The sequence below is a fragment of the Cytobacillus sp. QJM3NY_8 genome (genome assembly GCF_056173585.1).
The window spans coordinates 1,729,413-1,755,179 of sequence record NZ_CM149681.1; the positions used below are offsets into that span (position 1 = coordinate 1,729,413).

Genomic DNA, 25,767 nt, shown 5'->3' on the forward strand with positions numbered 1-25,767 from the left:
GGGGAAGAAAGTTTGGACACAAACAATCCATTCGTTGCATTACGGCGGGAGCTGCACAAAATACCGGAGTTAGGGTTCCGTGAATTTAAAACACAGCAGTTTCTATTAGATTACCTGTATTCTCTTCCTCAGGACAGCATGGAAATTAAAACTTGGAAAACAGGTATTCTTGTGAAAATCAGCGGCAGGAATCCGTCCAAGATGATTGGGTATCGTGCTGATATAGACGGCCTCCCAATCATTGAGGAAACAGGCCTGCCGTTCAAATCCGTGCATAGTGAACAAATGCATGCCTGCGGACATGATTTTCATATGTCGATTGCACTTGGCCTAATAGCAAAATTTATAGAAGAACGCATTAACGATGATTTACTGTTTATATTTCAGCCAGCAGAAGAAGGGCCTGGCGGAGCAGAACCCATGCTTAAATCTGAAATAATGAAAGAATGGAAGCCGGATATGATATTGGCTCTCCATATTGCTCCAGAATATCCCGTCGGAACAATCGCATTGAGAGAAGGGCTGCTGTTTGCAAATACCTCAGAACTTTTCATTGATTTAAAAGGAAAAGGGGGACATGCAGCATATCCGCATAATACCAATGATATGGTTGTGGCAGCATGTACTTTGGTCAGCCAGCTTCAGTCCATCATTTCAAGGAACATTGATCCTTTGGACAGCGCAGTCGTTACAATCGGAAAAATTACAGGTGGCACCGTTCAAAACATCATAGCTGAAAAAGCGAGGCTTGAAGGTACCATCCGAACGTTATCCCCTGAATCAATGAAAAAGGTAAAAAGCAGGATTCAGGCGCTAGTAAAAGGAATTGAAGTTGGGTATGAATGTGAAGCTTCAATCGACTATGGAAGCATGTATCATCAGGTTTACAATGAGACAGCCTTAACGAAGGAATTCATGGAGTTTGCGCGTTCCAACACAGACATAAACGTTGTTGAATGCCGGGAAGCCATGACAGGTGAGGACTTCGGATATATGCTTGAAGAAATTCCAGGCTTCATGTTTTGGCTTGGGGTCGATTCAGAATACGGACTTCATCATGCCAGGCTGAATCCAAATGAAGCGGCAATCGAAAAAGCGATTGAATTGATTGCAGCATATTTAAGGTATAAAGGATAAGTCAGCTCATTTTGCAATAAGTATTTACTAAATAAAGTGGAAATGTTAAAAAAGCTGATTTCGCAGCACCTTTTTAGGTTCTGCGAAATCAGCTTTTTGCTTACGGTTTTATCCGGCAGCACTTTCTGATCCTGCGTGTTTTTGAATGAGCACCTGATGAGGGAATGGAATTTCGATTCCGTTAGCTTCCAGGGCTTCCTTCAGTGCTTTTCTCAGCTGCCGTTCGACAGCCCACTGTTCCATGTTTTCTGTCTTTGCAATAATTCTTAATACAACATCCGATGAGCCTAATGTTTGTACGCCAATGACATTAGGTCCTTCCACAATCGCCTGGTTTACTTCGGCGATTTTGTCGCAGGTTTCCTGAAGTACTGTGATAGCTTCATCAATATTGTCATCATAGGAGATTCCTATATCAACCAGTGCGCGCATATTGCCGCGGGAATGATTGCTCAGACTGGTAATCTCCCGGTTCGGGATATAATGCAATGTACCGTCAAAACCGCGGATTTGAGTAGTTTTTAATCCAATTTGCTCCACTATTCCTGAGTAGCTTCCGGTAGTAACATAATCACCGACATCAATTTGCCTTTCCAGCAATATAAAAAATCCTGTTACTACATCGCTGACAAGGCCTTGAGCTCCAAAGCCGACCGCCAATCCGACTACCCCGGCACCGGCAAGAATGGCAGTTGCTTTTATACCGAAAATCTGAAGAATCGTAACAGCAAAAATAAAAATAAGTACGTAAGAGAAAATGTTTTTAGCAAGACTTTGCAGTGTCTTCGATCTTCCCGGAGATATTCTTTCCTTCCTCCCGATTCCCTCAAAACTTTTATGTATTATTTTATTCCCAGCAGACTTAACGATTAAAAATGCAAAATAGATAGCTGCCAGCTTTAATAGAATAAGTCCGGCATCAATCAGCAGGGCTTCCCAATTTATTTGCGATAAATTTAGATTCTCCATTCTAACGCTTCCTTTCAGTATGATTAAAGTCATCATTTTATCGCAACAGCACTTTATATGCAAACGGTTAGCCTTTCTATCATTCGGGCAGCTCTATATACTGGCTGGATGTGAAAAACTAAATTACTGATATGCAGGATTTTAGATCGAAAGCCTTTTAGCGATTTCAAAGGGTATTAATAAAGATTAGGAGTTTGAATAGACTCATTAAGAAGATAAGCTTAAAAAAAGTGGAAAAATCAAACAAAAAGGGGTGGAAAAATACTTCGAAACTCGATATATTTAATATTACGTTCTAACTTTTCTAATTTTTCCGCAAATTAAAGGGGGCATGCAGATGGAAACATTTAAAAAGTTAAAGCAATATTACTGGCCATATAAACATTACTTTCTCTGGTCCATATTCTTTCTGTTTATTGTGACAGCGATTACGGTTGTGTATCCAATGATCCTTCAGCTGACAATTGATGAGGTTGTCATTGGGGGAAATTATGGGTGGATACCTTATTTGGCTTTAGGCTTCATTGCCATAATGGGTGTAAAAGGGGCAGCGACATATATCCATCAGTACACTGGTGATTTGTTTGGGATCACATCGGTCTATAAACTTAGAAATGTACTTTATGAAAAGCTGCAGTTCTTGCCGTTTCGATATTATGACAATGCAAAAACAGGCGATTTAATGTCTCGGCTTACTGCTGATGTTGAGGGGTTCCGTTTTTTTCTTTCATTCGGATTTTCTGAACTCATACGTTTTGTTTTACTGATCTTTATCAGTGTTTCGGTCATGTTTTATTATTCTATTCCACTGGCGATTGTCACTCTTATTACGCTGCCTTTTCTTGCGGTAGTCACCTTTAAATTCGATAAAGCTGTGCATCCGGCATTCCGGAGCATCCGCAAATCATTCGGACGGCTGAATACAAAAGTTCAGGAGAATATAAGCGGAATTAATACAGTGAAGTCATTATCACGGGAAGATTTTGAGATAAATAAATTCAATGACTCTAACAGTGACTATAAAGATAAATATCTCTTTACATCGGATATTTGGGCTAAGTATTTTCCTTTAATGGAGTTTCTGGGCAATTTAAGTGTTGTATTGCTCCTGGCTTACGGAGGTTATCTTGTTATGGCTGGCAGTCTGAAGCCAGGGGAGCTTGTCGCTTTTTACAGCCTTCTCTGGTATATTATGTGGCCTATTATGAACCTTGGATTCATCGTTAATCTCTTTTCTCAGTCCAAAGCTTCCGGAGAGCGGCTTATTGAGATCCTTGAGGCAGATAATGAAATTGAGGATATAGAATCATGTGTTAAAGCAGAACGTTTGCTGGGTGAGGTGGAATTTCGCAATGTTACGCTGAAATATACCCAGGATGATAATGACGCTTTATCCAACATCTCTTTTCATGCTGAGCCAGGAAAGGTAATTGGGTTAATAGGCTCGACAGGATCAGGAAAAACGAGCTTAACACAGCTTATGACAAGATTTTATGAGCCAGTTGAAGGTCATGTGATTATAGATGGTGTAAATGTGCAGGAATACTCTCTTCAATCTCTGAGAAGAAATATCGGCTTTGTTCTCCAGGAATCCTTTTTGTTTTCTTCTTCGATTAAAGCAAATATTGCATTCGGAAAGCCTGAATCCACTATGGAGGAAATCATTGAAGCTGCCAAACGTGCACAGGCACATGAATTTATCATGGAGCTTCCTGATCAATACGATACCGTTCTTGGCGAAAGGGGCATGGGGCTTTCAGGCGGCCAGAAGCAAAGGATTGCGATAGCAAGGGCCATCTGTGCAGATCCCAGTATTTTAGTATTGGATGATGCAACAAGTGCTGTGGATATGGAAACAGAATTCAGAATACAAAAAGCCTTGAAAGAAGTAATGGCTGATCGAACTACCTTTATCATTGCCCACCGGATTTCTTCCCTGAAGCATGCAGATGAAATACTTGTACTAGAGAACGGGAGAGTGGCAGAACGGGGAACACATGAAAAGCTTCTTAAAAATAATGGCCCATATCAGCGGATTTACGATATTCAATATCAGGACCGCGATAAGGTTCTCCAATCAAATGCAGGCTAGGAGGTGCCTCCTTGAAAAAAAATAAAACAAAAAATGAAAATGTGTTAAATAGATTTCAATACTCAGCCGACGAAATTATTGAGAAGCCTTTTAACTGGAAGCAAATGCTGCGCTTATTCAGTTATATGGAGCCATACAGAAAAAATTTACTTCCGCTCTCAATTATTATGGTATTAATAAATACAGCAGTCAGGCTTATAATTCCCATCTTAATCGGTGTGTATACGTTAGATAAAGCTTTGATTGAAAAGGACGGCAGGCTGCTCGCCATTCTGGTTTCAGTGATTGCAGTACTCTATACCATTTCATATGCTGCAAACTATTACAGGATAAAATGGATGAATAAGCTTGGCCAAAGTGTAATTTATGATCTTCGGAAACATTTATTTACACACGTACAGACGCTTTCGCATCGTTTTTTTGATCAGCGTTCAGCAGGATCCATACTGGTAAGGATTATGAATGACATAAATTCGCTTCAGGAGCTGTTTACCAATGGGGTCATAAATCTGCTGATGGATCTGATTATGCTGGCAGGGATTTTTATTATTTTATTTACACTAAGCCCAGAACTGACTCTGGCAATCATGGTCATTTTGCCCATCATGTTTTTTATCTCGACCAGCTTGCGCAGAAATATCCGCAGATCGTGGCAAACGGTCCGGTTAAAACAATCCAAATTGAATTCTCACTTAAATGAAAGCATTCAGGGGATAAGGATTACCCAGTCTTTTACACAGGAAAAAGAGAATATGGCATTCTTTGATGGTGTGAATACTGAGAACTTTGAAAGCTGGAGAAATGCATCTCAGAAAAATGCAATGTTCAGGCCGCTGGTTGAATTGACCAATGCCCTGGGTACCGCTGTACTGATTTGGTTTGGGGCACATCTGATTCAGGATGGGTCAATCTCAATCGGTGTATTTGTTTCTTTTGCCTTTTATTTAGGGATGTTCTGGGAGCCTATTTCCCGTCTTGGAATGGTTTATAACCAGCTTCTCATGGGAATGGCTTCCTCTGAACGAATCTTTGAGTTTCTTGATGAGAAACCAATCGTATCAGAAAGGAACGATGCATTTCATTTACAGGAGATAAAAGGGAAGATTGAATTTGAGAATGTCACATTTTCCTATGATGAAAAAAGAACAGCCTTAAATGGGGTTTGCCTTGAGATAAAAGCAGGGCAAACCGCGGCGCTTGTGGGGCATACAGGATCAGGTAAAACGACCATAGCAAATTTAATCAGCCGCTTTTATGATCCTTCGGGAGGTTCTGTAAAAATAGATGGCTATGACCTGAAGGATGTATCTTTATCAAGTTTGCGCAAGCAAATCAGTGTGGTGCTGCAGGACACTTTCATATTTTCCGGAACAATCTATGATAACATCCGTTTTGGCAGACCTGATGCAACTGATGAAGAAGTAGTGGAAGCAGCCAAAGCCGTTGGTGCACATGGGTTTATTGCAAAACTTTCAAAGGGATACGAGACTGAAGTGGAGGAAAGAGGAAATATATTATCGGTGGGTGAGAGGCAACTCCTCTCCTTTGCCCGTGCTTTACTTGCAGACCCTCGTATTCTTATACTAGATGAAGCTACTGCCAGTATTGACACTGAGACAGAGGTCAAAATCCAGCAGGCTTTAAAAACACTCTTAAAGGGAAGAACGGCAATTATTATTGCCCATAGGCTATCCACAATCCGTGAATCCGATCAAATCTTTGTGCTTGATCATGGAAATATTTTAGAAAAAGGAAATCATGAAGAATTAATGAATGCAAAAGGTGAATATTATCATTTGGTAAAAGCACAATTCAATATGCTTGATGCAATGTGAATGAACAAAAAAACCTCCGAGCGTCCGAGCGGAGGTTTTATTTTATCAGGAAGGAATATCTAATAGCTATACTTCTGTTTATGCTAATATGGTATTATTGTCTATATTGCTAACTATTCTGGGGGAAGATAGGATGAAGAAAGAATTTGCTGTTATCGGACTTGGACGTTTTGGAGGAAGCATCTGCCATGCTCTGGCTGAAGAAGGAATGGAAGTAATGGCGATTGATGTAAATGAAGACCGGGTGAACGAATTCGCGAAAATCGCTTCACACGCAGTGGTTGGCGATACCACGGATGAATCCGTTATCAAGAGTTTGGGAATACGCAATTTTGACCATGTTATCGTAGCAATTGGCGATAATATTCAAGCCTCCATCCTGACGACTTTAATTTTAAAAGAGGTAGGAGTTAAAAAAATTACGGTTAAAGCTCAAAATGATTATCATGCAAAGGTATTGAGGAAAATAGGGGCAGATCATGTTGTTCATCCTGAACGGGATATGGGCAGAAGAATAGCCCATAGTATCGTTTCAAATAATGTTCTGGATTATCTGGAACTATCAGATGAGCATAGCATAGTAGAAATTGTTGCTAATGAAAAACTTGCTGGCCATAGCATTATTGATCTTGATATCCGTGCAAAGTACGGAATCAACATTGTTGCCATCAAAAGAAAAAATGAAATTATTGTGTCTCCGCAGGCGAATGAAAAAATACAATTTGACGACATCCTTATAGTTATTGGAGCAGACGTAGATATCAACCGTTTTGAAAAGAAAGTGATGTCTTAATTTGAAAAAGGCTGTATCTCTTACTAGAGAGATACAGCCTTTTTTTCTTATACTAAATACATTATAGATCCACACGAGCCCATGAAGGTTATTAAACTTCCATGATAATCGGTAAAATCATTGGACGGCGCTTTGTTTTTTCATAAAGGAAGGGTGCAAGTGTGTCAGTGATTTCATTCTTGATTTCTGACCATTGAGTTGTTCTGCGTTCCATAACTTTGCTTAAGTGTTTTGTAATGAGTGCCTGTGCATCATTGATTAAATCTCCGGATTCCCTCATGTAGACGAATCCGCGGGAAATTAAGTCAGGGCCAGCAGCAATTTTGAAATCCTTCATATTGATGCTCACTACGACAACCACTAAACCTTCTTCAGATAGAATGCGGCGGTCCCGTAAAACGATATTTCCGATATCACCAATTCCGCTTCCGTCAATATAAACAGAACCAGACGGTATTTTACCTGCTACTTGAGCAGAATCTTCGCTCAGGGCCAGGACTTCACCATTATCCATGATGAAGCAGTTTTCTTCATCTACTCCACAATCCACAGCTAATTTGGCATGCATTTTCTGCATTCTGTATTCACCATGAATCGGCATGAAGAATTTTGGCTTAATTAAACGAAGCATTAGTTTTTGTTCTTCCTGGCCGCCATGACCGGATGTATGAATATCGCTTAATTTGCCATAAATGACTTCTGCACCTGCACGGGAAAGTCTGTCAATAGTTCTGCTGACACTAATTGTGTTCCCGGGAATGGGTGAGGAAGAGAATACAACAGTGTCGCCAGGAATGATTTGGATCTGGCGATGCGTTCCGTTAGCAATTCTTGATAGGGCTGCCATTGGCTCTCCCTGGCTTCCTGTACATAGGATTGTCACCTGGTTGGCTGGAAGTCTATTAATTTGATGGGCATCAATAAAGGTGTCTTTTGGTGCCTGAATATAACCCAATTCCTGTCCGATATTTATAGCTGCTTCCATGCTTCTTCCAAAAACAGCAATCTTTCGGCCATTCGTGACGGCCGCTTCAGTCACCTGCTGAAGACGGTGAATATTAGAAGCGAAAGTGGCAAAGATAATCCGTCCTTCAACTTTGCGGAAGATGTCATGTATGCTGTCGCCAACTCGGCGTTCAGACATGGTGAATTCAGGTATTTCACTGTTTGTGCTGTCAGAAAGCAGACAAAGGACGCCTTCCTTTCCGATTTCAGCCATTTTTGTCAAGTTGGCCGGCTCTCCCACAGGAGTGAAGTCGAATTTGAAGTCCCCAGTGTGAACAACTTGTCCAGGCGGCGTTTTAACAACGATGCCATATGAATCAGGGATACTGTGAGTCGTCCGGAAAAAAGTCACAGAAGTTTTCCGGAATTTAATGATATCGTCTTCCTTGATTTCATGAAGAGTGGTTTGTCTCAAGAGTCCGTGTTCTTCAAGTTTGTTTCTTAGTAGGCCAAGGGCCAGCTTTCCGCCGTAGACAGGGATGTTAACTTCTCTTAGGAGATATGGAATTCCACCGATATGGTCTTCGTGCCCATGAGTGATAAATAATCCCTTAATCTTATCTTCATTTTTCACTAAGTAAGTGTAATCAGGAATAACATAATCGATTCCAAGTAGCTCGTCCTCAGGGAATTTAATTCCAGCATCAATCAGGATAATTTCATCCTGGAATTGGACAGCGTAAGTATTTTTTCCGATTTCACCCAGTCCGCCCAGGGCAAAAACGGCTGTTTGATCATTTTTAACAAATTTCATAAATTACTCAATCTCCAATACTTTAAAGTCTTCATTTTGTCTTTCGTATTCCAGGAATTCTCCTTGGACAGATGTTACAAATTCAATATTATAGTTGCGGTCAGCCAGCTTTAAGCGAACGTCTCTCTCAGAATCGCCTTCCACAAAAATGGTTTTTGTTTTTTCTCTAACCGGTACCTCTGTCTTAGAATCCTGATAATATACCTTGAAAATCATTTCTATCTCTCCTTAATCCGATAAAAAACTTTTATCTAATATATAAAATAATAACATGTATTACATGTTTTTTCCTGCCGGATATGAATAATAAATTCTTCTCAGTGCTAATATGCTCCCGAATCTATGTAAAAAAGTATACTGATAACCAATTTACAATAAGGAAGGAGCCCTTCGCAAGTTTGAAGGGCTCAAATTTGTCAGGCAATTGATTTTTTTCGAAGCATTTCATTCCACTGTTTTAAAAGCTTCTTTCTCAGCTTCTTTAACATAGTGGATCAACTCCTTACTTTCTATTTTAAACGATCCTTGTCCAAAGTAAAGGCAGCAAGGACGTTTTAAACAGATTTTTGTAAATAATGAGGTCTCTTTTAATAACTGTCTAGCGCAGGGAGCCTACCGCCTTGAGTTGTCAAGGGGCGGGGCAGGCGCATCTGCTTTTCTTAATTATATTATATGGTAAAATAGTTAAATCTCTCATGGGTAAAAATGGAAATGTTGTCTGTTAATAGCATGGGAATTGACTTTTTAACTTTATGGGTTTAGTGTTTTATTACGATAAATCATGTCATAGCAGCCAGTAAAAAAACGCTTGAAAGGAAGTTAATTTTAAAATGAAAAAGATTGTTTTCTTTGATATAGATGGGACCTTATTGAATCACGATAAAAACTTGCCGGACAGTACGAGAGAGGCAATCGGCAAGCTGAAAAAGAACGGAACTTTCGTGGCAATTGCCACTGGCAGGGCGCCTTTCATGTTTGAAAGTCTTCGCAGAGAACTTGATATTGATTCATTTGTCAGCTTTAATGGCCAATATGTAGTATTCGAAAACGAACCCATTTATCGTAATCCTCTTAAATCATCTGAGATTGAAAAGCTATATCTTCATGCACAGTCAAATGGGCATCCATTGGTGTTTATGAATGAGAAAACGATGAAATCCACAGTACACCACCATGCATTTATTGAAAAAAGCATGGGCAGCTTAAAGTTTCCGCATCCTGAGGAAGATCGTGAGTTTTACAGCGGAAGGGAATTGTATCAATCGCTCCTGTTCTGCGAGGAAAAAGATGAGGAAAAGTATATTTCTTCTTCTATATATCCTGATTTTGGCTTTATCAGATGGCATCCATACTCTGTTGATGTTTTGCCTGCAGGCGGTTCTAAAGCTGAGGGAATAAAACAAATGATTAAAAGGCTTGGGTTTGATTTGAAGGATGTATACGCGTTTGGAGATGGACTAAATGATATAGAGATGCTAAACGCTGTAGGAACCGGAATAGCAATGGGCAACGCAGAAGATGTGGTTAAGAAGGCTGCAGACCATGTAACCTCCGGTGTTGACGATGAAGGAATTTGGAAGGGGCTAAAGGAACATCAATTAATATAGGAAATGAAGGAAAGCATCCGAGTAATTAGCTGGAGGCTTTCCTTTTGTCATGCTATGGATCAGCAAGCTACCGCTCTATAGCAATTGCATTTTCAATTGGATGAAACGGATTTTGTTTATTAATGTGATCGTAAAACATGATACCGTTCAGATGATCAATTTCGTGCTGAAATACAATGGCTGGCAGCCCTTTGAGCTTGAGTTTTACTTCATTGCCCTGCAAATCAGTACCTTTTACTGTCACTTTTGCATATCTGGGTACAAAACCGGGTATGGATTCATCAACAGATAAACAGCCTTCTCCTTCAGCCAGATAAGAAAGCTGCACAGAATGACTAATGATCTTAGGGTTGAAGAGAGCATAACTGTATAGATCCTGGTTATAGGTTACATGAACAGCGATCATCCGCCTGGAAACATTAATTTGAGGAGCAGCTAAACCAATGCCTGCCCTTAAGCCATATTTTGCAGAAAGCTCTGGATCCTGGCTGTTTTTTACATATTCCATCATTTCTTTTAAGATTTGTATTTCTTCTGCAGATGGTGGCATGTTCACTTCCGCGGCAATTTTCCTTAAAGTTGGCTGGCCGTCGCGAATAATATCTTTCATGCTCAGCATGATTATCACTCCCGCTAAGTAATAAAGAATAGAAAAATGGCTAAATTATTGGCAAGAAGATCAAATGACATAGCCAAAAAAAACCATGAGTCTATTTAATTATATTCAGTCTATCAGAGCGGAGCAAAAAAGTTAATAAGAGAAGGCGCCTTTGGCACCTTCCCAAATAATTAAAACTTCCAGCAAGCGCAGCCAACTATGATTAAGAGAATGAATAATACTACTATTAACGCAAAACCTCTGCCGCAGCCGGCTCCTGCTACTGGATATCCGCATCCAAAACCGTAACCGCCATATCCGTACATGAAGGATAACCTCCCTAAAGTAAGATTATCGTCCATTTTTTTGAATTGCCGCATCGGACGATTAATATAGCCTATGTTTTTAATGATGTTTGGTGTAGGCCTATGCCCAAGTCATAAAGGAAAAATGGAGTGAATAGATTTAAATTATACTTGTAATGAGGACAAGCTTCTGCAATGATGCGAAGAGTGTCAAACCAAAGGGCTATTGTCAAACCGGGCAGGTACCTTTATAGTTAAAAATGTTATAAGTAAGGAGGTTTCAAGGTGTTGATTTTGAACAAAAGTAGACTGCTGCTTGTTTTTATCATAGGGGCTTTCATCCTCACAGGCTGTATGAACAGTCCGGATCCCGAGGAAAAAATATATGATGTGCTGGAGAGTGTTGTAGCTAAAGAAAAGGATTTTGAAAAGCAGCAGGAACCGCTCGTGAAGCTGGAGAAAAGAGAAAAGGAATTATACGATAAAATTATCAACCTGGGAATGAAGGATTTCGAGGAAATTAAAAAGCTGTCTGATGAAGCTTCCGCCATTGTGGATCAGCGGGTAGCTCACATGGAGAAAGAGCAGGAAAGCATCCAGGCGTCGAAAAAAGAATTTGAGACATTATCTCCGACCATAGAGGAGATAGAGGATCAAAAATTGAAAGATAAAGCTAAAGAGCTGTATGAGATCATGATGGAAAGGTATAAAATCCATGATGCTCTTTACAAGGATTATTCTAAAGCGACTCAATTAGATGAAGAGTTGTATGCCATGTTTAAAAAGGAGGATCTTACTCTAGAACAGCTGGAAGGTCAAGTGAGCAAAATAAATGATATGTATGAAAAGATACTGGCTTCAAATAAACAGTTCAATGAAAAAACAAAAGAGTATAACGAAGCCAAACTGGATTTCTATAAAGAAGCAGGACTTGAAATAAAAACAGAAGGATAATATTAATGCCGGCATATTAATGCCCGGCATTTTTTTGCTTTTGCTATTCTTAAAAGCAATTGAATGAGAGGAAATGCCGCTCGGGATGAATTTTAAAATAATGACGGGAGGGTTTTCTTTACTATAACACATCGAAATATAATAGTTTTTTATAGTACAGATGCGATTCAGTCGATAATACAGTTTTGATTATCAATAAAAAATATAAAAAGTATGGAAACTGTGAAAAACAAAAAGCAAGGTAATTGACTAAGGTCTTGGAGGTGTATTAAACTAAATCTCGTAATTAATTCTGTATCAATTATGTTGCAAAATAAATTGATACAGAATATGATAGTTAAAGATGAACAGAAAGACGTTTTTTTAGAAGTGATCTGTGGAACACTATTTAAAAGTATGCATATGGCAGAAACGAATGTTCTGCTTTTTAGAGATGCTTAATAAAACATGCCGGAAAGAGAAAACTTTTTGCCTTTGGAAAGAGTATCTAATATGGCTTCGTTTTGGGTAACCTAATTTTTGTGTATAAAACTCTATAAACGTCTTTTTATGAAAGGAAAGGGTGACTGATATGGCTTCTAAAACAAAGAAGGCACAATTCGATGCTAAAAAACAGCTCGAAACAGTTGAAGAACAGTTCCAAACTCTACAAATTTTAAACGAAGAAGGCAAGGTTGTTAATGAATCAGCAATGCCTGACTTAAGCGACGAGCAGCTTCAGGAATTAATGCGCCGTATGGTTTATACTCGCATTCTTGATCAGCGATCCATTTCACTTAACAGACAAGGCCGCTTGGGCTTCTATGCTCCTACTGCCGGACAGGAAGCTTCTCAGCTAGCATCTCATTTTGCATTGGAGAAAGAAGATTTCATTCTTCCAGGATATCGTGATGTTCCTCAAATCATTTGGCACGGCCTTCCGTTATACCAGGCTTTCCTCTGGTCCCGCGGACACTTTGAAGGCGGAAACATCCCTGAAGGTGTAAATGTCATTTCACCTCAGATTATCATTGGAGCTCAATATATTCAGACTGCAGGGGTTGCCCTTGGAATGAAGAAGCGCGGCGAAAAGAAGGTTGCCATCACTTATACTGGAGACGGCGGTGCTTCACAAGGTGACTTCTATGAAGGCATCAACTTTGCAGGAGCATTCAAAGCACCTGCTATCTTCATTGTTCAGAATAACCGCTTTGCAATCTCTACTCCAGTAGAAAAACAATCAGCAGCAAAAACAATTGCACAAAAAGCAGTGGCTGCCGGAATTCCTGGAATTCAGGTTGATGGTATGGATCCTCTTGCTGTCTATGCAGCTGTTCGCGAAGCGCGTGAACGTGCATTGAATGGTGAAGGTCCTACACTAATCGAAACTTTGACTTACCGCTACGGACCACACACAATGGCCGGTGACGATCCAACGCGTTACCGTACTTCTGACCTGGATAATGAATGGGAAAAGAAAGATCCGCTTGTTCGTTTCCGCAAGTTCCTTGAGGATAAGGGCATCTGGAATGAAGACATGGAAAACGAAGTAATTGAACAAGCAAAAGAAGATATTAAAGAAGCTATTAAAAAGGCTGATGATACACCTAAACAAAAGGTTACTGACCTTATGAACATTATGTATGAAGAAATGCCTTATAACCTAAAAGAACAGTATGAAATATACAAAGAAAAGGAGTCGAAGTAAGCCATGGCGCAAATGACAATGATTCAGGCAATTACTGATGCTCTTCGCACAGAATTGCGCAACGATCCGAATGTATTGGTATTCGGTGAAGATGTGGGCGTAAACGGCGGCGTTTTCCGTGCTACCGAAGGCCTTCAAAAAGAGTTCGGCGAAGAGCGTGTATTTGATACACCTCTAGCTGAATCCGGAATCGGCGGTCTGGCAGTCGGTCTTGGTTTACAAGGCTACCGTCCGGTGCCTGAAATCCAATTCTTTGGATTCGTCTATGAAGTAATGGATTCTATTTCCGGCCAGCTGGCACGCATGCGTTACCGTTCCGGCGGAAGATATAATTCACCGGTTACAATCCGTTCACCATTCGGGGGAGGGGTACATACTCCTGAAATGCATGCTGACAGCCTGGAAGGCTTAATGGCTCAACAGCCTGGGCTAAAGGTTGTGATTCCGTCAACTCCTTATGATGCAAAGGGACTGCTTATCTCTGCAATTCGCGATAACGATCCTGTTATCTTCCTTGAGCATATGAAATTGTACCGTTCTTTCCGTCAGGAAGTGCCTGAAGAAGAATATACAATTCCTCTTGGTAAAGCAGAAGTTAAACGTGAAGGTTCCGACCTGACTATTGTGACTTACGGAGCAATGGTTCATGAATCTCTAAAAGCGGCTGAAGAGCTTGAAAAAGAAGGAAAATCTGCAGAAGTTATCGACTTGCGTACAGTTGCTCCTATTGATATTGAAACAATTATTGCTTCTGTTGAAAAGACAGGAAGAGCAATTGTTGTTCAAGAAGCACAAAAGCAGGCTGGTATTGCAGCAAGTGTCGTTGCAGAAATCAATGATCGTGCTATTCTCAGCCTGGAAGCACCAGTTCTGCGTGTAGCTGCTCCAGATACTGTTTTTGCTTTCCCGCAAGCTGAAACTGTTTGGCTTCCAAACTATAAAGATGTTATTGAAACAGCTAAAAAAGTTCTTGAATTTTAATCGCATTTAACTGATGACACAAGGGGGGAAATATCCCCCTGACGTGTTTTATAATGAACGATCGAAATAATAGGAGGGTGAATTCCATTGGCATTCCAATTTAGATTGCCTGATATCGGTGAAGGTATCCATGAAGGTGAAATCGTCAAGTGGTTTGTAAAGCCAGGTGACGAAGTACAAGAAGATGACGTGCTTTGTGAAGTTCAAAACGATAAAGCGGTTGTTGAGATTCCTTCCCCAGTTAAAGGTAAAGTTGAAGAAATCCTTGTTGAAGAAGGTACAGTTGCAACTGTAGGTCAAGTATTGATTACTTTTGATGCTCCTGGTTATGAAGACCTTAAATTCAAGGGAGATCATGAAGATGAGGCTCCTAAAGAAGAAAAAACAGAAGCGCAAGTTCAGGCAACTGCTGAAGCTGGCCAGGATTTGAAGAAGGAAGAAGCTCCTGCTCAAGATGCACCAAAAGAAGGAGTAGTTATTTCTGAGACGGAAGTAGATCCTAATCGCCGTATTATTGCTATGCCGTCTGTTAGAAAATACGCTCGTGACAAAGGTGTAGATATTCGCCAGGTAGCTGGAAGCGGCAAAAATGGACGCATTCAGAAAGATGATATTGATGCATTCCTGAATGGCGGAGCAAAAGCTGCTGAAGCCACTGCTAAAGAAGACGCACCAAAAGCTGAAGCAAGAGAAACTGCACCTGCAGCTGCACAGGCGATTCCTGCTGGACAATATCCAGAAACTCGCGAGAAAATGAGCGGAATCCGTAAAGCAATTGCAAAAGCTATGGTAAACTCTAAGCATACAGCTCCACACGTAACATTAATGGATGAAATTGATGTTACGAAACTTGTTGCACACCGCAAGAAGTTTAAAGAAGTTGCAGCTAATAAAGGAATTAAGCTTACATTCCTTCCTTATGTGGTAAAAGCATTAACAAGTGCATTGCGTGAATTCCCAGCACTAAACACTTCAATCGATGATGCAGCAGGTGAAATCATCCATAAGCATTACTACAATATCGGTATTGCAGCGGATACTGAAAAAGGTCTTCTTGTGCCAGTTGTTAAGGATGCAGACCGCAAGTCGACATTTGCCATTTCTAATGAAATCAATGAGCTGGCTGGTAAAGCCCGTGATGGCAAGCTTGCTCCAGATGAAATGAAGGGTGCTTCATGCACAATTACAAATATTGGTTCTGCCGGCGGTCAATGGTTTACTCCGGTTATCAATCATCCAGAGGTTGCCATTCTTGGAATTGGCCGTATTGCTGAAAAGCCAGTAGTGAAGGACGGAGAAATTGTTGCTGCTCCAGTATTGGCATTGTCACTAAGCTTTGACCACAGAATTATTGATGGAGCAACTGCACAAAATGCATTAAATCACATCAAGCGTTTACTGAACGATCCAGAACTATTGTTAATGGAGGCGTAATAACAAATGGTAGTAGGAGATTTCCCAATCGAAACAGATACTATAGTCATTGGTGCGGGTCCTGGTGGATATGTTGCAGCGATTCGTGCAGCACAGCTTGGACAGAAAGTAACAATCGTAGAAAAAGCTAATATGGGCGGTGTTTGCTTAAACGTTGGATGTATTCCTTCAAAGGCTTTAATCGCAGCAGGCCACCGCTATGAAAATGCAAAGCACTCAGATGTAATGGGTATTACAGCTGAAAATGTAAAAGTTGACTTTACAAAAGTACAAGAATTTAAATCCGGTGTAGTTAATAAGCTTACTGGAGGAGTAGAAGGTCTTTTAAAGGGCAATAAAGTTGACATCGTACGCGGGGAAGCTTATTTCGTTGATGCGAATACCCTTCGTGTAATGGATGATAATTCGGCACAAACTTATACATTTAAAAATGCAATCATTGCTACAGGATCGCGTCCAATAGAATTGCCAACGTTTAAATTCTCTAAACGAGTTCTTGATTCAACAGGTGCACTGGCACTTCAAGAGATTCCAGAGAAAATCGTCGTTATTGGCGGCGGTGTTATTGGAATCGAACTTGGCGGAGCTTATGCGAATTTTGGTTCTCAAGTAACGGTTCTTGAGGGTGCGGATGATATCCTTGTCGGTTTTGAGAAGCAAATGACATCACTTGTTAAACGGAACTTAAAGAAAAAAGGCGTTGAATTCATTACGAAGGCACTTGCTAAAGGTGTTGAAGAGAATGAAAATGGAGTTACCGTTAAGTTTGAAGAAAAAGGCGAAGAGAAATCTCTTGATGCAGATTATGTATTTGTAATGGTTGGAAGACGTCCAAATACAGACGAACTGGGCTTAGAACAAGCCGGCATTAAGATGACTGAACGCGGTGTTATTGAAATCGATAAACAATGCCGTACGAATGTAAGCAATATTTATGCAATTGGTGATATTGTTGCAGGTCCTCAATTGGCTCATAAAGCTTCTTACGAAGGCAAGATTGCTGCAGAAGCAATTGCAGGCCATAACGCAGAAATTGATTACTTAGCAATCCCGGCTGTGGTATTCTCTGAACCTGAATTGGCTTCTGTAGGATATACTGAGCAGCAGGCTAAAGAAGAAGGAATCGAAGTAACGACAGCGAAGTTCCCATTCGCAGCAAATGGCCGTGCCCTTGCACTTGATTCCACTGACGGCTTTTTAAAGCTAGTGACACGCAAAGAGGATGGCCTTGTAATCGGTGCGCAAATCGCTGGTGCAAGTGCATCTGATATGATTGCTGAGCTTGGATTGGCTATTGAAGCAGGTATGACTGCAGAAGATCTTGCCATGACTATTCATGCTCATCCAACATTGGGTGAAATCACAATGGAAGCAGCAGAAGTTGCTATTGGAAGCCCAATTCACATTGTAAAATAATTAAAAAAATCCTCCCTGCCAGGGGAGGATTTTTTTGTATATGATGACTATTTTTCGTCTTTTTCATCCATTGCATCAGCAAGCGGATGAATGATCTTCTCTTTAGGTACCGTGCCATTAATTTCTACAATCACTTTATCTTGATAGACCAGCAGCATGGCAGGGCAGTTTTCTACATTATAATTGCTTATATGGCTGGATTCAGATGCTGTTATGATTTTCATATTCTTGATCAGATCCGGATAGCTTCTCTTTAATTCGATGATGGCATCATAATAGGATATTTCCTGTTCATATTGTTTTTTATCCGTGAAAAAAATGAGCTGTTTAACACTATCGTCTATCTTCAGCTCTTTTTTTACTTCCTTATGATTGCATGAAGAGGTTACAAACAAGAGTGCAGTAATTAAGATCAGCGGCAGACCTTTCATCATTTTGCCCTCACTTTATTATAAATTCCACCGTATGACATAAGATTGTTTTATCTAAAGCAGTATAGAAGTCTCGGTGATTTTCCAGTCTTCTGACAGTTGATGAGCAATTCATAATAATCTCCTAATATTTATGAGTATTTTATCATGTAGTGAAAGAAAATTTTGGCTTGTCATTCAAATGTTACAGAAATGAAAAATAAGAATATCCTTTTCAACATATATTACATACACAAGTGTTTCTTCTATTAAAAAAGCGGGTAAGGATTAAAAAATTTGGTGGTGGAGTGCATGAAGATTTATACAGCTCTTTTGCTGCAGATGTTAATTTGGAGCGGATATACTTTTATTGAATGGCTGTCAAAATATGACCAGCTCATATATAAAGTCATTATGTTTTTTGTTTTTTTCTATTTGGCAATAAACATTGGAAATTGGGTAATTAAGTCTGCAAAAAAAACATTTATGGTAACTGTTATGAGCTTAAGCTTATATGCATCTTTCCATTTTGCAATGTCCTACCTGTCCCATTGGTAAAGATAAGTATAAGGATAAAAAAATCGGCACCTTTTGCAGGTGCCGATTTTTTATTTGGCTTTATCAGCTGTTTTTTTCAGGATGTCCTCTTCTTTAAACGATTTAACCAGCGATGCCACAATTAGAAGCATAATGATGGTAAAAGGGAGTGCAGCTATAATGGAAGCTCTTTGGAGAGCTTCAAGACCTCCTGTCCATAAAAGGATGGCTGCAGATGCTGATTGAATAATGCCCCAGACAAATTTCACTTTTCCCGGAGGGTTCAGGCTTCCGTTAGTCGTCTGCATGCCAAGAACAAAAGTAGCTGAGTCTGCAGAAGTAATAAAGAATGTACTGATTAAGAAAATAGCCATTGAGCTAAGAACAGTGCTGAAAGGGAAGTTATCAAACACAGTAAATAGTGCTACCTCCATTCCCTGCTGCTCGATTGTTTCCATGATAGGCTTGGCCTCGAAGAATTCAAGGTATATACCTGTTCCTCCAAAAACAGAGAACCAAAGGGCTCCAAATAGGGTTGGAACAGCAAGCACACCAATGACGAATTCTCTTATTGTCCTTCCACGGGATATTCTTGCTATGAACGTACCGACAAATGGCGCCCAGGCAATCCACCATGCCCAATAAAAAATGGTCCAATCCTGAAACCATGTCAGCTCCTGATCAAAAGGGCTGAGCCTGAAGCTCATGGATGGAAGGTTTTGAATATAAGACCCAATTGTCGTTGTGAACAGGTCCATAATAAAGTTAGATGGACCTACAAACAGCAGAAATAATAATAAGGATATTGCTAAGATAATATTTAAGTTACTTAAATACTTTATTCCCTTGTTTAATCCGGTTTGGGCTGAAAACATAAACAAGACCGTCACAACGACAATAATAATTAATTGAGTGTTGAAATTATTACCGATACTGTCGAATATTCCAGAAAGTCCTCCGGAAATCTGAATGGCACCCAGACCTAGTGATGTTGCAACTCCGAAAACAGTAGCAAAGACGGCAATAAAATCAATTAATACGCCCAGCGGCCCGTCCACTTTCCTTCCTAAAATTGGCCTCAAAATGGAGCTGATAACTCCCGGTGCTCCTTTTCTGAACTGGAAATACGCCAATGCAAGCCCAATGACAGTATAAATAGCCCATGGATGAAGACCCCAATGGAAAAAGGAGTACCTCATGGCTGCCCTGGCTGCTTCAGGTGTCTGTCCTTCGAGAAAAGGGGGGGCATAAAAGTGATACATAGGTTCCGACACTCCCCAAAAAACCAGGCCTATTCCCATCCCGGCACTAAAGAGCATGGCAAACCATGATAAATAGCTATATTCGGGCCTATCTGCATCCTTGCCCAGACGAATATTCCCGTATTTGCTGAATGCTAATAGGATAGAAAAAATTAAAAAGATAGAAGCTGATAAAAGGTAAAACCAGCCGAACTTCTCCAATATGAATCCTTGAACAGATGCTGTAACAGAATCAAGATTGCCTTTTGGCAGTATAGTCTTTGGGACAAGTCCCCATAAAATAAAAATTGCTGTGAATATGACTGAAACCGTAAATACTGGTGTCAGTTTCTTCATCAAATCCCTCCAAATCTTATTATAATGAACGTAAATAAAATAATTCCGTAAAACTCCCAATCCTAAAAATGCAGGAAAATAAGAATTCCGCATTCCTGACAGTTATAGCTTGATTTTTAAAGCATTTTGAAGCTCAGCAGGGGAGAGCAGCTTCCCGAAAAAGATCGACTATGTAAAATCTAAAGGATGTATAGATCCTCACAGAAATTCTAAATTTTACTTTTTGAATGTTCAAAACGGATCTATTTCGGGTAAAATCAGTAGGTAATGGTAAGGTGTCAAAAAGGGGGACAACTCCTTTAAAAGGCCATTTCACATACTAACACTAATTGGAGTGAGATTAAAGGGATATGCACTGTAGGGGGGGCAATATGAAAATAACGGGGCTTATCATAGGTGTTTTTTTTCTAATGATTTTGGCTTCTTGCACGGATCTTACTGCGGTTCAAAAGCCATCAGAATTGGAAAAAGAAGAGTATAAGCAAGAAGAAAATAATTCGGATGACCATTCCAAAGTTCATGAATCAAAATTGCAGAAGAACAAGGGAGATGACGAAAGAGAGCCTAAAGAAGAGGCAGTATCCTTATCAGAGCCGCAATACAAGATAAATGCAAGTAATTGGACAGTAGAACCAATGAATCATGCAAACTCAAAGGTTGTATTACTGACTATTGACGATGCTCCAGATAAAAATGCATTGGAGATGGCCAGGATCTTAAAAAAACTTTCAGCACCTGCAATCTTCTTTGTTAATGGACACTTCATTGATACTCCGGAAGAAGCAGAAGTTTTGAAGGCAATTCACGAACTTGGTTTTGCTATTGGTAATCACACATACAGCCACTACAACTTAAAAACCTTATCCGAGGCACAGCAATATAATGAGATTGTTAGTCTTAATGATCGAGTAGAAGAGATTATCGGAGAGAGGCCAAAATTCTTCCGGGCACCATTTGGATCCATTTCAGACTACAGCCGAAAGGTTGCTAAGGATGAAAACATGATTCTCATGAATTGGACATACGGATATGACTGGGAAAAGGAATATCAATCAAAAGAAGCTTTGGCAGATATAATGATTAATTCACCCTTTTTAGTGAATGGTGCAAACTTATTGATGCATGATAGGCAATGGACAAAAGAAGCATTAGAGGATATTGTGAAAGGGTTGCGGAATAAAGGATTTACACCTGTCGATCCTGCTCAGATCAGCCAGGAAATAGAATGAGAACAGCAGCCGCTGTTCTCAACGTTTTTTATAAATGAATTATTTTCTTTTATAATAGTACATGATTCTTCCATTGAAGAGATGCAATTCACCTTGCAGCTTTTTAGCAAGAAATTTGCAAAATTCATTAGCTTTACCTTTATCTCCAAAAGTTGCAGTTTCCGGCAATGTAACCTGTATGTAGGCCTGCTCCCGTTCAGAGCCGTCTTCCTCAATAACTTTTTCTTTATCAATGCCAAGCAATATGGCATTATATCGGTCATGGTCTGAATATAGGTAAAACCAGGTTCCTTTTGCTTCAGGCTTCTCTTTAATCTCATAAGGAAAAGCGGCATCATTATATTCCCATTTAATCTGGCTGCCTGTTTTGCCTGTAATATCCTTATAATATAAGAAAAGTTCTTTAAGCTCTTCTGTTGAAATATTTTCCTTAGCTGATGAAGGAACCAGCTTGATAAAAGAATTAGCCGCCAACATCTTTCCCCCCATTATCCCCATAATTATGGTAATGAACATCTTCCTTCATTCTAGCATTAGATAAAATCTTATGACAACTTAAAATAGTAAGGTAAATTTAAATTACTTGTCAAAGCGCCTAAAATAAATTATAATAATATTCTAAATATTTATTTAAAAGGGAGGTATTTTATGGATTATTTTGAGAAGCTCTATGATGAGCATGAAAACGTGAATGTCCGTTTTGTTGGATTTACCACCGAGTCAACACGGTATGATTTTGGAATTGTTTATACAAACCTCTTCTTTTCTAAGCCTCTGGTTATTTGTATGCAGACCGGCCGCTCCACTCTCCTTGACCCAAAAGATCTCGAAGACATCGAATACTTGCAAAAGGCATTTAAGCTTGATTTATATGAACAGGCAGCTGATTTAAGCGAGTTTTTCATAGAAGCGATCCCTGGTGCACGTTTCGAAGAACAATACGATTAAACAAAAAAAACAGGCCGAATTGGTCTGTTTTTTTTATTATGTCATACTATTAATAAAGGTTTATAAATGTTGTCAACGTAAATACCAATAAAAAACAATAATTATGTTATACAATTAGGCTTGATAATTTAATAATGTTATATTATTATTGATTTATAGATAAAGCGCTTTCAAATGATTCTAAAACTCATTGAAAAGGAGAATGAAAAGATGGGTACAATCGTATGCCAGGCTTGCAATTCAACTATTGATCACTTTGAGGATGAAAAAGTAACAGTACTATATTCAAAAAAATGCAATTGCTGTGATGGAGAAAAAACAGAGAATACAAAAAATAATCGTTAATAATAAAAAGAGCCTTTCCTAAAATGGAAGGCTCTTTTGCATTATCTGATGGCCCGGTGCTCTTCAATGACACGAAGATATTTGAAGTCGTAATCTTCCGGCCCTTGAACTGGAAGTCCCGCTTCCATATTCGTTTTAATATAACGCAGGTTTTCCTTAGTAATGATTTCTCCTGGAATAAATATAGGTATTCCGGGAGGATAAACCATAATGAATTCGGCGATAATTCTTCCTTCTGATTCGTCAAATGGAACCAGCTCTGTGTCAGCATAAAATGCGTCACGGGGAGTAAGCGATAAAACGGGAATATCAGGCAGCAGCACTTGAGTTTCAAGCTTTTCAGTATTTCCTTTACGCTCATTAGCGAGTTCGGCAAGAGCGGAAACTAAAATATCAGCTTCTCTTTCCGTGTCACCGGGGGTAACAATGCAAAGGATATTATATAAATCGGACATTTCTACTTCAATATTATGATGTTCCCGAAGCCAATTTTCCACATCGAAACCATTCATGCCAAGTTCTTTGACAGAAATAATCAATTTGGTCGGATCGTAGTCATGCGCCGCTTTTGTTTCCAGTATTTCTTCACCGACACAATATAGCCGGTCAATTTCATTGATGCGGCGGCGAATGGACTGGGCCAAATCAATAGTCTTTTGAATGAGTTCCTTTCCTTCAGTGGCAAGACGTTTTCTGGCAACATCCAATGAGGCAAGCAGTAAATAAGAAGTGGAAGTTGTTGTCAGCATGCTTAAAATGGATTGTACCCTTTTGGCAGAAACAAGATTCCCTTTCATATTTAAGATTGAACTTTGTGTCATGGACCCGCCCAGTTTGTGGACTGATGTTGCTGCTAAATCAGCTCCGGCCTGCATGGCGGATAATGGAAGATCGTCATGGAAGTGAATATGCACACCATGGGCTTCGTCCACAAGGACAGGCACATTGTATGAATGGGCTATTTCAACAATTTTTTTTAGATCGGCAGAAATACCGAAATAGGTAGGATTAATTACTAATACCCCTTTGGCATCCGGATGAAGTTCCAGGGCTTTCGAGACGGATTCAGTTGTTATTCCGTGAGATATTCCCAAGTTTTCATCAATTTCAGGATGTATAAAAATAGGGGTTGCCCCTGAAAACACAATTGCAGACATGACGGACTTATGAACATTCCTCGGAACAATGATTTTATCCCCTGGCCCGCAGACAGCCATAACCATGGTCATGATGGCTCCGCTCGTTCCTTGTACAGAGAAGAATGTTCTATCCGCCCCAAAGGCCTCTGCTGCAAGATCCTGTGCTTCTTTTATAATGCCTTTGGGCTGATGAAGATCATCAAGAGGACCAATGTTAATCAGGTCAATAGCGAGTGCATTATCACCTATATATTCCCTGAATTCCGGATCAATCCCGGCACCTTTTTTGTGGCCGGGTATATGAAATTGTACCGGATCCTTTTTTGCGTGTGCAAGCAAACCGCTGAACAGCGGTGTTTTGTATTGAGACAACTTATTCCCACACCTCTTTAAAATAATATTTCAATATACTCATGCTGTTATAAAACATTTGCATTATAGCATTATTCAATCCCTTTGCATAGAAAGTTTTATTGCATACTGATTCTGTTAATGCCTGTCTAGTTTCCGTCCCTAGGGAGGAAAGACCTGCCAATTCCTTCCGGAAGGAAAGAATACCTCCTCGCATGGCTCGTCTTGTGCTTGCCGTCCGTCCCTGAGCAGTCGCCTGCTATTTCGGTTTGCCATTAGTTTTAGAAGTTAACAGGAATTTAAACCTTACAAATAGAAATAAAAGTTAGGAAGAAATGGAGGTTATATAAATGAACTGGAACACACGTGTGACAGAATTATTGAAAATTAAATATCCAATTATACAGGGCGGTCTTGCCCATCTTGCCTATTCAGATTTGGCTGCAGCTGTTTCAAATGCCGGAGGATTAGGGCAGGTTACCGCAATGTCTCTCAGCAGCCCGGAAAAACTTAGAGATGAGATACAAAAGGTGAAGAAATTGACAGACAAGCCGTTCGGGGTTAATTTTGCTATTGGACAGCATGGAAGGCCATTTTCTCACTACCTGGATGTTGCGATTGAAGAAGAAGTCCCTGTTATTTCTATGACAGGGGGAAATCCTGCTCCTATATTTGATCAATTAAAGGGTGTAAATGTTAAGAAACTTGTACTTGTGGCGGCAAAACGGCAGGCGGTAAAGGCGGAGGAACTTGGGGCCGATGCTGTGATGGTTGTCGGTCAGGAAGGCGGCGGACATTTAGGCAGGGACGATATTGGAACCTTCGTTCTTGTACCTCAGGTGGCTGATGCTGTATCAATTCCTGTTATAGCCTCAGGAGGAATCGGAGACGGCAGGGGCCTGATGGCAGCATTAAGTCTTGGCGCAGAGGGTATTGAGATGGGGACAAGATTTGTTGCAACAAAAGAATGCGTACATGCTTCTGAATTATATAAAAATCGTTTAGTCGAAGGCACAGAAAATGACACAGTAGTCATAAAAAGAACTATAGGAGCACCCGCAAGGGTTATCGCTAACTCATGGTCGGAAAAAATACTCGATATCGAAAAACAAAACGGCGGCTATGAGCAGTTAAAAGACTACATTAGCGGGAATGCTAATAAAAAATATATATATGAAGGGAAAGACCATGAAGGATTTGCATGGGCTGGACAAGTTATGGGATTAATTAAGGATATCCCGTCTGTTGAGGAATTATTCCAGCGGATCATTGCAGATGGAGAATCAATCAGAGGGAAATGGATTAAATAATTATGATAAAATAATGTGACAAAGCACCATGAATTATCATAAATGAGGTGAAGTGAAGTGGAATATCAATACCCGATTGACCTGGATTGGTCAACAGAAGAAATAGTTGACGTCATCAAATATTTTGAAAGCATTGAAATGGCATACGAAAAAGGAATTGAGCGAGAACAATTCATGAATGCATATAGACGCTTTAAGGAAATTGTTCCGGGAAAAGCCCAGGAGAAAAACATCTGTGATGAATTTGAAGAACAAAGCGGCTATTCCTCTTACCGGACAGTTAAATTGGCCAAAGAACTTTCACCTGGGGATAAAGTAAGAATGCAGAAATAG

25 protein-coding genes are annotated in these 25,767 nt (G+C 39.9%); 16 read left to right on the forward strand and 9 right to left on the reverse strand.

What is annotated here, in order from left to right; all coding sequences use genetic code 11:
• Positions 1-12: 12 nt before the first annotated feature.
• Entirely contained in the window at positions 13-1,137 is a 1,125-nt protein-coding gene (locus AC0VZ9_RS09085) for an N-acetyldiaminopimelate deacetylase (RefSeq protein ID WP_009330992.1), read from the forward strand.
• A gap of 108 nt (positions 1,138-1,245) precedes the next feature.
• Here AC0VZ9_RS09085 and AC0VZ9_RS09090 read toward each other — a convergent pair whose 3' ends face one another.
• Positions 1,246-2,106: a mechanosensitive ion channel family protein gene (locus AC0VZ9_RS09090; RefSeq protein WP_019381669.1), complete on the reverse strand. Its 861-nt coding sequence runs from the start codon at positions 2,104-2,106 to the stop codon at positions 1,246-1,248.
• Between the two features lie 337 nt (positions 2,107-2,443).
• Between AC0VZ9_RS09090 and AC0VZ9_RS09095 the strand changes: the two genes are divergently transcribed.
• From AC0VZ9_RS09095 to AC0VZ9_RS09105, 3 genes are all read left to right on the forward strand, one after another.
• Positions 2,444-4,198 (forward strand): ABC transporter ATP-binding protein, encoded by a 1,755-nt coding sequence (locus tag AC0VZ9_RS09095; protein ID WP_019381670.1) that lies wholly within the window; start codon positions 2,444-2,446, stop codon positions 4,196-4,198.
• 11 nt (positions 4,199-4,209) lie between these two features.
• A complete protein-coding gene (locus tag AC0VZ9_RS09100; RefSeq protein WP_009330989.1) occupies positions 4,210-6,033 on the forward strand; it encodes an ABC transporter ATP-binding protein in 1,824 nt (607 codons plus the stop codon).
• Between the two features lie 133 nt (positions 6,034-6,166).
• Entirely contained in the window at positions 6,167-6,826 is a 660-nt protein-coding gene (locus AC0VZ9_RS09105; protein WP_009330988.1) for a potassium channel family protein, read from the forward strand.
• 91 nt (positions 6,827-6,917) lie between these two features.
• On the opposite strand, the gene rnjA is transcribed toward AC0VZ9_RS09105, so the two are convergent.
• Positions 6,918-8,585 carry a ribonuclease J1 gene (gene rnjA, locus AC0VZ9_RS09110; RefSeq protein WP_009330987.1) on the reverse strand — a complete coding sequence of 556 codons (1,668 nt, stop codon included), beginning with the start codon at positions 8,583-8,585 and terminating at the stop codon, positions 6,918-6,920.
• A 3-nt stretch (positions 8,586-8,588) separates the two neighbouring features.
• Positions 8,589-8,801 carry a DNA-dependent RNA polymerase subunit epsilon gene (locus tag AC0VZ9_RS09115; RefSeq protein WP_009330986.1) on the reverse strand — a complete coding sequence of 71 codons (213 nt, stop codon included), beginning with the start codon at positions 8,799-8,801 and terminating at the stop codon, positions 8,589-8,591.
• 614 nt (positions 8,802-9,415) lie between these two features.
• Here AC0VZ9_RS09115 and AC0VZ9_RS09120 point away from each other — a divergent pair.
• Positions 9,416-10,192: a Cof-type HAD-IIB family hydrolase gene (locus tag AC0VZ9_RS09120; protein ID WP_475397278.1), complete on the forward strand. Its 777-nt coding sequence runs from the start codon at positions 9,416-9,418 to the stop codon at positions 10,190-10,192.
• A 67-nt stretch (positions 10,193-10,259) separates the two neighbouring features.
• Here AC0VZ9_RS09120 and def read toward each other — a convergent pair whose 3' ends face one another.
• Positions 10,260-10,811: a peptide deformylase gene (gene def, locus AC0VZ9_RS09125; protein WP_475397279.1), complete on the reverse strand. Its 552-nt coding sequence runs from the start codon at positions 10,809-10,811 to the stop codon at positions 10,260-10,262.
• A 170-nt stretch (positions 10,812-10,981) separates the two neighbouring features.
• A complete protein-coding gene (locus AC0VZ9_RS09130) occupies positions 10,982-11,116 on the reverse strand; it encodes a YjcZ family sporulation protein (protein WP_019381671.1) in 135 nt (44 codons plus the stop codon).
• A gap of 264 nt (positions 11,117-11,380) precedes the next feature.
• Here AC0VZ9_RS09130 and AC0VZ9_RS09135 point away from each other — a divergent pair, with 264 nt between their 5' ends.
• The 5 genes from AC0VZ9_RS09135 to lpdA all read left to right on the forward strand — a co-directional run bounded on the left by AC0VZ9_RS09135 (position 11,381) and on the right by lpdA (position 17,567).
• Entirely contained in the window at positions 11,381-12,049 is a 669-nt protein-coding gene (locus AC0VZ9_RS09135; protein WP_019381672.1) for a YkyA family protein, read from the forward strand.
• Positions 12,050-12,620: 571 nt separating this feature from the next.
• Entirely contained in the window at positions 12,621-13,736 is a 1,116-nt protein-coding gene (gene pdhA / locus AC0VZ9_RS09140) for a pyruvate dehydrogenase (acetyl-transferring) E1 component subunit alpha (RefSeq protein WP_009330982.1), read from the forward strand.
• A gap of 3 nt (positions 13,737-13,739) precedes the next feature.
• The gene (locus AC0VZ9_RS09145; protein WP_009330981.1) at positions 13,740-14,717 is read left to right on the forward strand and encodes an alpha-ketoacid dehydrogenase subunit beta; all 978 of its coding nucleotides are present in this window, start codon (positions 13,740-13,742) and stop codon (positions 14,715-14,717) included.
• A gap of 87 nt (positions 14,718-14,804) precedes the next feature.
• Complete coding sequence (locus AC0VZ9_RS09150; protein WP_009330980.1) at positions 14,805-16,151, forward strand: dihydrolipoamide acetyltransferase family protein; 1,347 nt, start codon at positions 14,805-14,807, stop codon at positions 16,149-16,151.
• A gap of 6 nt (positions 16,152-16,157) precedes the next feature.
• Positions 16,158-17,567 carry a dihydrolipoyl dehydrogenase gene (gene lpdA / locus AC0VZ9_RS09155; RefSeq protein WP_009330979.1) on the forward strand — a complete coding sequence of 470 codons (1,410 nt, stop codon included), beginning with the start codon at positions 16,158-16,160 and terminating at the stop codon, positions 17,565-17,567.
• A 47-nt stretch (positions 17,568-17,614) separates the two neighbouring features.
• Here the strand turns inward: lpdA and AC0VZ9_RS09160 are convergent, their stop codons facing one another.
• On the reverse strand, positions 17,615-18,001 hold the full coding sequence (locus AC0VZ9_RS09160; protein WP_009330978.1) for a hypothetical protein: 387 nt from the start codon (positions 17,999-18,001) through the stop codon (positions 17,615-17,617).
• Between the two features lie 288 nt (positions 18,002-18,289).
• Between AC0VZ9_RS09160 and AC0VZ9_RS09165 the strand changes: the two genes are divergently transcribed.
• Entirely contained in the window at positions 18,290-18,535 is a 246-nt protein-coding gene (locus tag AC0VZ9_RS09165; protein ID WP_009330977.1) for a hypothetical protein, read from the forward strand.
• A 50-nt stretch (positions 18,536-18,585) separates the two neighbouring features.
• Here the strand turns inward: AC0VZ9_RS09165 and AC0VZ9_RS09170 are convergent, their stop codons facing one another.
• On the reverse strand, positions 18,586-20,112 hold the full coding sequence (locus AC0VZ9_RS09170; protein WP_475397280.1) for a glycine betaine uptake BCCT transporter: 1,527 nt from the start codon (positions 20,110-20,112) through the stop codon (positions 18,586-18,588).
• Between the two features lie 371 nt (positions 20,113-20,483).
• Here AC0VZ9_RS09170 and AC0VZ9_RS09175 point away from each other — a divergent pair, with 371 nt between their 5' ends.
• Positions 20,484-21,341, forward strand: a complete 858-nt coding sequence (locus tag AC0VZ9_RS09175; RefSeq protein WP_475397281.1) for a polysaccharide deacetylase family protein — start codon at positions 20,484-20,486, stop codon at positions 21,339-21,341.
• Positions 21,342-21,380: 39 nt separating this feature from the next.
• Here AC0VZ9_RS09175 and AC0VZ9_RS09180 read toward each other — a convergent pair whose 3' ends face one another.
• Positions 21,381-21,818, reverse strand: coding sequence for a DUF1885 family protein (locus AC0VZ9_RS09180; RefSeq protein WP_009330974.1), 438 nt, complete (start codon positions 21,816-21,818; stop codon positions 21,381-21,383).
• Between the two features lie 171 nt (positions 21,819-21,989).
• Here AC0VZ9_RS09180 and AC0VZ9_RS09185 point away from each other — a divergent pair, with 171 nt between their 5' ends.
• Positions 21,990-22,289, forward strand: coding sequence for a DUF3055 domain-containing protein (locus AC0VZ9_RS09185; protein WP_009330973.1), 300 nt, complete (start codon positions 21,990-21,992; stop codon positions 22,287-22,289).
• 210 nt (positions 22,290-22,499) lie between these two features.
• Positions 22,500-22,634 carry a GapA-binding peptide SR1P gene (locus tag AC0VZ9_RS09190; protein WP_019381676.1) on the forward strand — a complete coding sequence of 45 codons (135 nt, stop codon included), beginning with the start codon at positions 22,500-22,502 and terminating at the stop codon, positions 22,632-22,634.
• A 41-nt stretch (positions 22,635-22,675) separates the two neighbouring features.
• Here AC0VZ9_RS09190 and AC0VZ9_RS09195 read toward each other — a convergent pair whose 3' ends face one another.
• On the reverse strand, positions 22,676-24,145 hold the full coding sequence (locus tag AC0VZ9_RS09195) for an aminotransferase class I/II-fold pyridoxal phosphate-dependent enzyme (RefSeq protein ID WP_475397282.1): 1,470 nt from the start codon (positions 24,143-24,145) through the stop codon (positions 22,676-22,678).
• 329 nt (positions 24,146-24,474) lie between these two features.
• Here AC0VZ9_RS09195 and AC0VZ9_RS09200 point away from each other — a divergent pair, with 329 nt between their 5' ends.
• Positions 24,475-25,434 (forward strand): NAD(P)H-dependent flavin oxidoreductase, encoded by a 960-nt coding sequence (locus AC0VZ9_RS09200; RefSeq protein ID WP_009330969.1) that lies wholly within the window; start codon positions 24,475-24,477, stop codon positions 25,432-25,434.
• A gap of 57 nt (positions 25,435-25,491) precedes the next feature.
• Entirely contained in the window at positions 25,492-25,767 is a 276-nt protein-coding gene (locus tag AC0VZ9_RS09205) for a UPF0223 family protein (RefSeq protein WP_019381677.1), read from the forward strand.

Coding starts and splice junctions, on each gene's coding strand:
- AC0VZ9_RS09090 (WP_019381669.1), bottom strand. CDS start 2,106: ATGGAGAATCTAAATTTATCGCAAATAAATTGGGAAGCCCTGCTGATT.
- AC0VZ9_RS09095 (WP_019381670.1), top strand. CDS start 2,444: ATGGAAACATTTAAAAAGTTAAAGCAATATTACTGGCCATATAAACAT.
- AC0VZ9_RS09105 (WP_009330988.1), top strand. CDS start 6,167: ATGAAGAAAGAATTTGCTGTTATCGGACTTGGACGTTTTGGAGGAAGC.
- rnjA (WP_009330987.1), bottom strand. CDS start 8,585: ATGAAATTTGTTAAAAATGATCAAACAGCCGTTTTTGCCCTGGGCGGA.
- AC0VZ9_RS09115 (WP_009330986.1), bottom strand. CDS start 8,801: ATGATTTTCAAGGTATATTATCAGGATTCTAAGACAGAGGTACCGGTT.
- AC0VZ9_RS09120 (WP_475397278.1), top strand. CDS start 9,416: ATGAAAAAGATTGTTTTCTTTGATATAGATGGGACCTTATTGAATCAC.
- def (WP_475397279.1), bottom strand. CDS start 10,811: ATGCTGAGCATGAAAGATATTATTCGCGACGGCCAGCCAACTTTAAGG.
- AC0VZ9_RS09130 (WP_019381671.1), bottom strand. CDS start 11,116: ATGTACGGATATGGCGGTTACGGTTTTGGATGCGGATATCCAGTAGCA.
- pdhA (WP_009330982.1), top strand. CDS start 12,621: ATGGCTTCTAAAACAAAGAAGGCACAATTCGATGCTAAAAAACAGCTC.
- AC0VZ9_RS09145 (WP_009330981.1), top strand. CDS start 13,740: ATGGCGCAAATGACAATGATTCAGGCAATTACTGATGCTCTTCGCACA.
- lpdA (WP_009330979.1), top strand. CDS start 16,158: ATGGTAGTAGGAGATTTCCCAATCGAAACAGATACTATAGTCATTGGT.
- AC0VZ9_RS09160 (WP_009330978.1), bottom strand. CDS start 18,001: ATGATGAAAGGTCTGCCGCTGATCTTAATTACTGCACTCTTGTTTGTA.
- AC0VZ9_RS09165 (WP_009330977.1), top strand. CDS start 18,290: ATGAAGATTTATACAGCTCTTTTGCTGCAGATGTTAATTTGGAGCGGA.
- AC0VZ9_RS09170 (WP_475397280.1), bottom strand. CDS start 20,112: ATGAAGAAACTGACACCAGTATTTACGGTTTCAGTCATATTCACAGCA.
- AC0VZ9_RS09175 (WP_475397281.1), top strand. CDS start 20,484: ATGAAAATAACGGGGCTTATCATAGGTGTTTTTTTTCTAATGATTTTG.
- AC0VZ9_RS09180 (WP_009330974.1), bottom strand. CDS start 21,818: ATGTTGGCGGCTAATTCTTTTATCAAGCTGGTTCCTTCATCAGCTAAG.
- AC0VZ9_RS09185 (WP_009330973.1), top strand. CDS start 21,990: ATGGATTATTTTGAGAAGCTCTATGATGAGCATGAAAACGTGAATGTC.
- AC0VZ9_RS09190 (WP_019381676.1), top strand. CDS start 22,500: ATGGGTACAATCGTATGCCAGGCTTGCAATTCAACTATTGATCACTTT.
- AC0VZ9_RS09200 (WP_009330969.1), top strand. CDS start 24,475: ATGAACTGGAACACACGTGTGACAGAATTATTGAAAATTAAATATCCA.